The organism is Micromonospora sp. NPDC050417, assembly GCF_044458865.1.
GTDB lineage: Bacteria > Actinomycetota > Actinomycetes > Mycobacteriales > Micromonosporaceae > Micromonospora_G.
In genome coordinates, this window is the sequence record NZ_JBITIH010000035.1 from 45,354 (window position 1) to 51,714 (window position 6,361).

Annotated in this window: 4 protein-coding genes and 5 tRNA genes; all 9 read right to left on the bottom strand. The window is 69.6% G+C overall.

What is annotated here, in order from left to right:
• Positions 1-26: 26 nt before the first annotated feature.
• Positions 27-671, bottom strand: coding sequence for a class I SAM-dependent DNA methyltransferase (locus ACIBF5_RS30530; RefSeq protein WP_396816394.1), 645 nt, complete (start codon positions 669-671; stop codon positions 27-29).
• A gap of 50 nt (positions 672-721) precedes the next feature.
• Positions 722-794, bottom strand: a tRNA-Ala gene (locus ACIBF5_RS30535).
• Between the two features lie 104 nt (positions 795-898).
• A tRNA-Leu gene (locus ACIBF5_RS30540) sits at positions 899-972 on the bottom strand.
• A gap of 60 nt (positions 973-1,032) precedes the next feature.
• Positions 1,033-1,106 (bottom strand) — tRNA-Gln (locus tag ACIBF5_RS30545).
• A gap of 53 nt (positions 1,107-1,159) precedes the next feature.
• Positions 1,160-1,232 (bottom strand) — tRNA-Gly (locus ACIBF5_RS30550).
• Between the two features lie 82 nt (positions 1,233-1,314).
• Positions 1,315-1,389: transfer RNA gene (locus ACIBF5_RS30555), tRNA-Leu, on the bottom strand.
• 635 nt (positions 1,390-2,024) lie between these two features.
• Complete coding sequence (locus tag ACIBF5_RS30560) at positions 2,025-2,660, bottom strand: hypothetical protein (RefSeq protein WP_396816395.1); 636 nt, start codon at positions 2,658-2,660, stop codon at positions 2,025-2,027.
• A 48-nt stretch (positions 2,661-2,708) separates the two neighbouring features.
• A complete protein-coding gene (locus ACIBF5_RS30565; RefSeq protein ID WP_396816396.1) occupies positions 2,709-3,014 on the bottom strand; it encodes an aldo/keto reductase in 306 nt (101 codons plus the stop codon).
• A 182-nt stretch (positions 3,015-3,196) separates the two neighbouring features.
• Positions 3,197-6,361: S8 family serine peptidase (locus ACIBF5_RS30570; protein ID WP_396816397.1), on the bottom strand; the 3,165-nt coding region annotated here is incomplete at its 5' end.

Genomic DNA, 6,361 nt, shown 5'->3' on the forward strand with positions numbered 1-6,361 from the left:
GTGATTCGCCCCAGGAATCGAACGACCTAGGACTCGTACGTCGCGAAGATGATGGCCCCGGGCAGGCTCTCGTCGAGTTTGAGCAGCATCTTGGCCCTGACCGTGAACCCGGCGTCGTGCAGCCAGGCTGCCACCTTGTCAGGCTGGCGAAGGTGCACCTGGACATTCATCGGGTGGCCGCCGTATCCCTCCGTCTTCAGCCGCGACTCGTCCCCGACGTGAAAGCCGAGCAGCAGCGGTGCGCCGGCGCGCAACACCCGCCGAAAGTGCCCGAGGACCTGGGGAACGGCCGCGTCCGGGATGTGAATCAACGACCAGAAAGCGAGCAGACCGGCGACCGAGGCGTCAGTGAGGTCCAGGTCCGTCATCGAGCCGACCTCGAACCGCAGGCCGGCGTGCTCACGTCGAGCCACCTCGATCATCGCCGGTGAGAGGTCGATGCCGAAAGCGTCGATGCCGAGCGTGTGCAGGTGTGCCGTCACATGTCCTGGTCCGCAACCCACGTCCGCCACCGGCCCGACACCGGCGTCGCGAACCAGGTCGGCGAACAATGCCAGAGCCGCTCGCAGGTACGGCAGGCCGGTCAGGGCGTCGCGTAGCTGGTCGGCGTAGCTGACCGCGACCGTGTCGTAGGACGTCCTGGTATCGACGACCCAGTCATGAGGGTTCACGGCCCGACACGGTAGTCCACCGACGGTTAGGGCAGTGACATCTGTCTGCGTGGAGCCACGGGGACTCGAACCCCGGACATCCGCCTTGCAAGAGCGGCGCTCTACCATCTGAGCTATAGCCCCTGGCCGCTCGTCGTGGACCCTTCCACGACGAGATTGTCGAACCGGTCACCGTCGCTGTACGCGAGCGGGGTTTCACCTGGTGGGCTACGAGCCCGTGAACGACGTACCCGGGGAGGGATTCGAACCCCCAACTTCCTGCTCCTAAGGCAGGCGCCTCTCCCAATTGGGCCACCCGGGCATGTACCGCGTGCCGAAGACGGGTCTCGAAGACCGCAACTATGGCCGCGAGGGCATTGCGCTCCCGAACGAGGATTCGAACCTGACGATTTCGCCGTCCAGAGCGGCGCGTCCTGCCAGTTGGACGATTCGGGAAGGTGGCCGGTGTGATGCCACCGGCAGATGTCAGCAACGCTGACGAGTGAGAGAGCGGACGACGGGACTCGAACCCGCGACCCTCACCTTGGCAAGGTGATGCGCTACCAACTGCGCTACGTCCGCAGGGGGATCGTCGAGACGACCCGAACCCGCACGATGATCGTACCAGGGCGGCAGGGGGTGCCGGTCCGGGCACCGGGCCAGGTGCTCCGGGTGCGATTCGAACGCACACTGCGCGCGTTTTGAAGGCGCCGCCTCCTGCCAATTGGGCTACCGGAGCGAGATGTCGACCGCCCATCCGTCCGGAACCCGAGAATCGAACTCGGTTCTTCTCCTGTTGAGCAGGCGGGTCGACCGGCCCCCTCGCCCCGGAACGCCCGGCCGGTCGCGGGTACGTCGCCGACCGGGCACACGTGTATGCCATCCGCTGTGGAGTTCTCAACTATCGATCCCGCCGACCGGAGTGGGGGGAGAAAGTACGGGGAACCGGATTCACGCCGGCGCGTCAATGGAACGCGTGGTCGTACGACAAAAAACCGCCCGGTCCCGACAGGGGAGGGCGGCGTGTGTGCGCTGCGTTCGTAGCGCTACATCCGCCGCTGGGCCAGAACCTGCTGACACAACCCCGCGAGGTGGCCGTGGGCTCGCCGATAGGGGAGCAGCACGACACCGACGCACGGCGTCGTCCGCGTGACTCCGGTGTGCTTGTTCGGTGACACGGCTCCTCCTTCCCTTTGTGCGCGACGCTCTAGCCGTCTGTCTGTCTGTCTGCTGTTCGCCCGCCGGTGTTGTTTCGCTTGTTTCCGTGCTCGGCTTGCTTTTCCAAGGTAGGGCCGGCGCGTGCGGGCGGCAATCGTTTTTCCGTGGGGGATTCACGATTCCCGGGAGCCCCGTCACCGAAGCCGTCGTCCGGCGTCAGTCGGCGAGGCATCGACCGTCCGGCAGCCGGCCGACGGCCGTGCTCTGCCCACCGATGCCGTCGACGTGCCCCAGGACGCAGGCGGGTCCGACCGGAACCGCCAGCAGCACACTGCCGAGCGGTGCCGGGTCCGTCGCCCCGGCGGCGCGCACCACCGCGTCCGGGTGACCGGCGGCGGCCAGGGCGCGCCGTACGTCGTCGACGGTTGGCGGGATTCCCCGTACCGCGCAGGGGCCGTTCGGCGTGATGCAGGAGGCCGGTGCCGCCGCTCCGGGCGGCAGGGCGGCCAGCAGCCGCGTGCGGGCGGCCTCCGCCTCGGCGCGCTGTGCCCCGGTGAGCGGCGGTCGCCGGGCCAGGTCGGCCACGTACCGGTTGCAGTAGTCGTCGTCGGGGAGCCGGACGCAGGCGATCGCGATCGCCGCAGGCGCCGACGACGACGGTGCCGCCGGAACGGCCATCGCGGAGGCGTCCACCCGCAGGAACGTACGCTCCGGTGCCCAACCGGCCCGGACCATCGGTACGACCAACGCACCGACGCTGACCAGCAGGAAGAGTGCGCAGAGCGCCCCTGCGGTTCGTGTCGGGGTCCACCACGGGACCCGCTCCGGCTGTTCTTGGCGACCCTCCACCACGTCGACAGCCTAACGACCGACGTGGATGCGGGCTGACCCGTGCCGCCGTCAGTCGACGGGCGAGCCCATCCAGGCAGGTTCGACCGCCATCATCCGTGCGGTCTTGGTCGGATCGCGGTCAACCAGGTCGCCCAGGACCGCGTCGATCCTCTCGATCAGCGCGTCGTCGAGCCGTACCTCGGCGGCTTCGGCGTTCTCGCGTACCTGTTCCGGGCGGGACGCCCCGATGATCGTGCCCGAGACACCGGGTCGGTGCAGGGTCCAGGCGACGGCGAGCTGCGCCATCGACACCCCGGCCTCGTCGGCTATCGGCCGCAACCGCTGCACCCGTTCGAGCAGGACGTCGCCGAGCACCCGGCGGATGAAGGTCGGCGCCCGCCCGGTCCCGGCCGCACGGGAACCGGCCGGCGGCGGCTGCCCCGGCCGGTACTTTCCGGCCCTCGAACGGGTGCAGGCTGAGAGGCCGGGGTGTGACGCGAACCGGGCGGGACCGCTGGATGCGGCCCCGCCCGGTGGGGGTACGGGTCAGGCGAGGCTCAGCGCAGGCCGAAGGCCCGGGTGAGGGTCTGCGAGACGGTGTTGCCGGAGCTGTCCTTGGCGTTGGTTCGTAGGGTCACGAACTGGGCCGCCGTGTTGGTCGCCTTGAGCTTGGTTGACCAGCCGAAGTCGTTCTGTGTCAGTTTGGCCCGTTGCCAGGTTGCCCCGTCGTCGTAGGAGAGTTCCAGGGTGACCTCCCGGATGGTCGCGGTCACTCCGGGCAGGTGCGAGGCGGCCACCGACAGTTCGGTGTGCCGGCCGGCTTTGCCGTCGGTGTCCGTGGCCACGTCGTAGTCGAGTTGGATCAGTGGCAGTGTCTCGGTTGACTCCTCGCCGGTGGCGGCCGAGGTGAAGTTCCATTCGGTCAGTGTGTGGGTCGAGTATGGGCCGGGCCAGTCGGCCCGGTCGTTGTCGACCACCAGCCGGTACGGCAGCCGCTCCGGGGCGAGTCCGCTGACCGGGAGGTATTCGGCGTTGCCCCACTGGAGTTGCTGGTCGCCCTGGTAGAGCGCGGCCCAGTTCCGTACGTCGTAGTTGCCACGGGCCTCGCCGACGTAGCCGGAGCCCGAGGCACCCCAGCCCGGCACCGGGATGTAGACCGCGTCGAGGTACCGGACCGGTTGGTAGTTGATCGGGCCCATCCGGGGGCGCTGGATCGGGCCGAACCAGCTCACCTTGCTGATCGGCCCGACCGGGTAGCGGGCGACGTTGATCGCGTGCTGACCGGTCTCGCTGAGGATCTGGGCGTCCTCCAGCCAGCTCACGTCGGCGGTGACCCAGTCGGTGCGGTCACCCTGTGCGGGTGCGGTGAGCTGGTTGCCGACCACCCAACCCATCCAGACGTCGGAGCGGAACTCCATTGCCTTGCCCTGGCGGAAGTTGCGGAACGAGACGTCGACCCGGGCCAGGTCCTTCGGGACCGAGCGCCAGGTCGGGTTCGTCGGGATTGATCCGTTCCAGTGGTGTACGACGTCGTACAGGTAGTCGGTGGTGGGGTTGGAGGTGATCGTGAGTGGCACGCTGCCTCGGCGCAACTCGCCGATCAGTTCGTTGCCCTCGTCGGTGGTGAGGGTTGCCACGGTGATCGGCGCGGGGCTTTCCGGGGTCCACGGGTTCTCGTCCCACGGATCGAGTCGCCCCACCCCGTCGTTGACGACCACCAGCAGCTTCGCGCCGGCGGTCGCCGCGTTCTGGGCCTGTTCGGCCAGGGAGATGGTGTCGTTGCGGCGGACCACCACGGCCTTCCCGCGTACGTCCCGCTTGGCCAGGTCGGCCGGGGTGCCGTCGTTGGCGAAGACGGCTGGCAGTTGCTCGGTGCCGGCCGGCAGCGGCGTAGCCGCCCGCTTGACCCGCAGATCCTCATAGGTACGTGACTTCGTGCCGAGGGTGAGCGCCGGCTGTTCGAGCCGGAACCGGGCGCCGAACTCGAACTCCCCGTCGGTCACCTTCTTGGGGGTCGGCAGCGCCCAGACGCTGTCGTACTCGGCGCCCGGCAGCCCTGAACTCTCGACCAGGCTGTCGGCGTACGAGCGGTGGATGTCGAGTCGGACGGCGGCCGGGGTCGACTCCTTCGGCACGTACGCCATCACCCGGCGCAGCTTCGTGCCGTCCAGGGTGACAGTCCGGTCCCGGTCCAGCTTGATGTCGTTGAACGGGAGCAGAGCCGTGCCGAGCGAGTGCGGACCGTTGGCACCCTGCACGTCACCGCCGAGCCAGCCGGAGTAGGTGCCGACCGGGAGCCGAGCGGTGCCGGTGCCGGACGCGTCGAGGTCGACCGCGGTGAAGAGATTCTGCGCGGTGATGATGACCTTGCCAGGGAACGGGTTCCCGGAACGGTCCGTGGCCTTGATGGTCAGGTTCTGTCGCTGCCCTTCGCGCACCCCGCCGATGAGCGTGTGCGCGCGGACCTTTCCGGTGCCGTCGGTGGCGTTGATCATGCCGCTGATCGCCTTGTCGGCCGGGAGCAGGTCCAGGTGCGCGGTGAGGGTGACCGAGGCGGTCCCGTGCGCGGGCACGGTGACCTGGCGGGTCGAGAGGGTGAAGAGCCCGGCCGGGGCGGCGGAGTCGACCGCCAGGTCGAGGGTGACCGGGGTGTCACCGACGTTGGTGTACGTCACCTGCTTGACGTCGGTCTCGCCTCGCTTCGGCGGCCACGGGTGGAACCCGGAGGAGGCGGAGGCGGTGGCGAAGACGGTGGCGTGCACCGCGGCCTCCACGTCGACCCGCCCGCTGCCCGCCTGGTACGGCGTGTACTCCGGGGTGGCCTTGACGCTGCTGACCAGGGCCTGCTTGACCTGCTGGCCGGTCCAGTCCGGGTGGGCGGCGAGCACCAGCGCGGCGGCACCGGCGACGTGCGGAGTCGCCATCGAGGTCCCGCTCATCGTGGTGTAGTAACCCGACCCGCCCCGTACGAAGTGCGACCGGGCGGCCAGGATGTCGACGCCGGGTGCGGTGATCTCCGGCTTGAGCCCGCCGTTACCGGCGGCCGGACCCTGGCTGGAGAAATCGGCGAGGTGGTCGGCGGAGTCGACGGCGCCGACGGTCAGCGCGGAGTCCGCGGTTCCGGGGGAGCCGATGCTCTCTGGGCCGCCGTTGCCGGCGGCGACGACGAACAGCGCACCGGTTTCGGCGCTGAGCTGGTTGAGCGCCTGGCTCATCGGGTCGCTGCTGTCGGTTCCGCCCGCGCCCAGGCTCATGCTGATGATGCGGGCCTTCTCCTGCCGGGCGGCCCACTCCATGCCCTCGATGATCCAGGACTGCTGACCCCGGCCTTCAAGGTCGAGGACCTTGCCGACGTGCAGCCTGGCGCCGGGAGCGACGCCCTTCTCCTGGCCACCGGAGGCGGCGCCGGTGCCGGCGATCGTCGAGGCGACGTGCGTACCGTGTCCGTTGCGGTCGGTGATGTCCTCGTACGGCACGAAGCTGGCGCTGTTGGCGACCTGCCCGTCCAGGTCCGGGTGACTGGTGTCGATGCCGCTGTCGAGGACCGCGACCGGGACGCCGGTGGCGGTGTTCCCCTCGGCCCAGACCCGCTGCGCGCCGATCTGTGCGGTCGAGTCGGACAGGTCAGCCGTGACCCGGCCGTCGAGCCAGACCTTGGCGATGCCGTTGGTGAACGACGGGGCACCCGTGGCGCGACGGGTCGTCGGCGCGGCCGGGCCCGG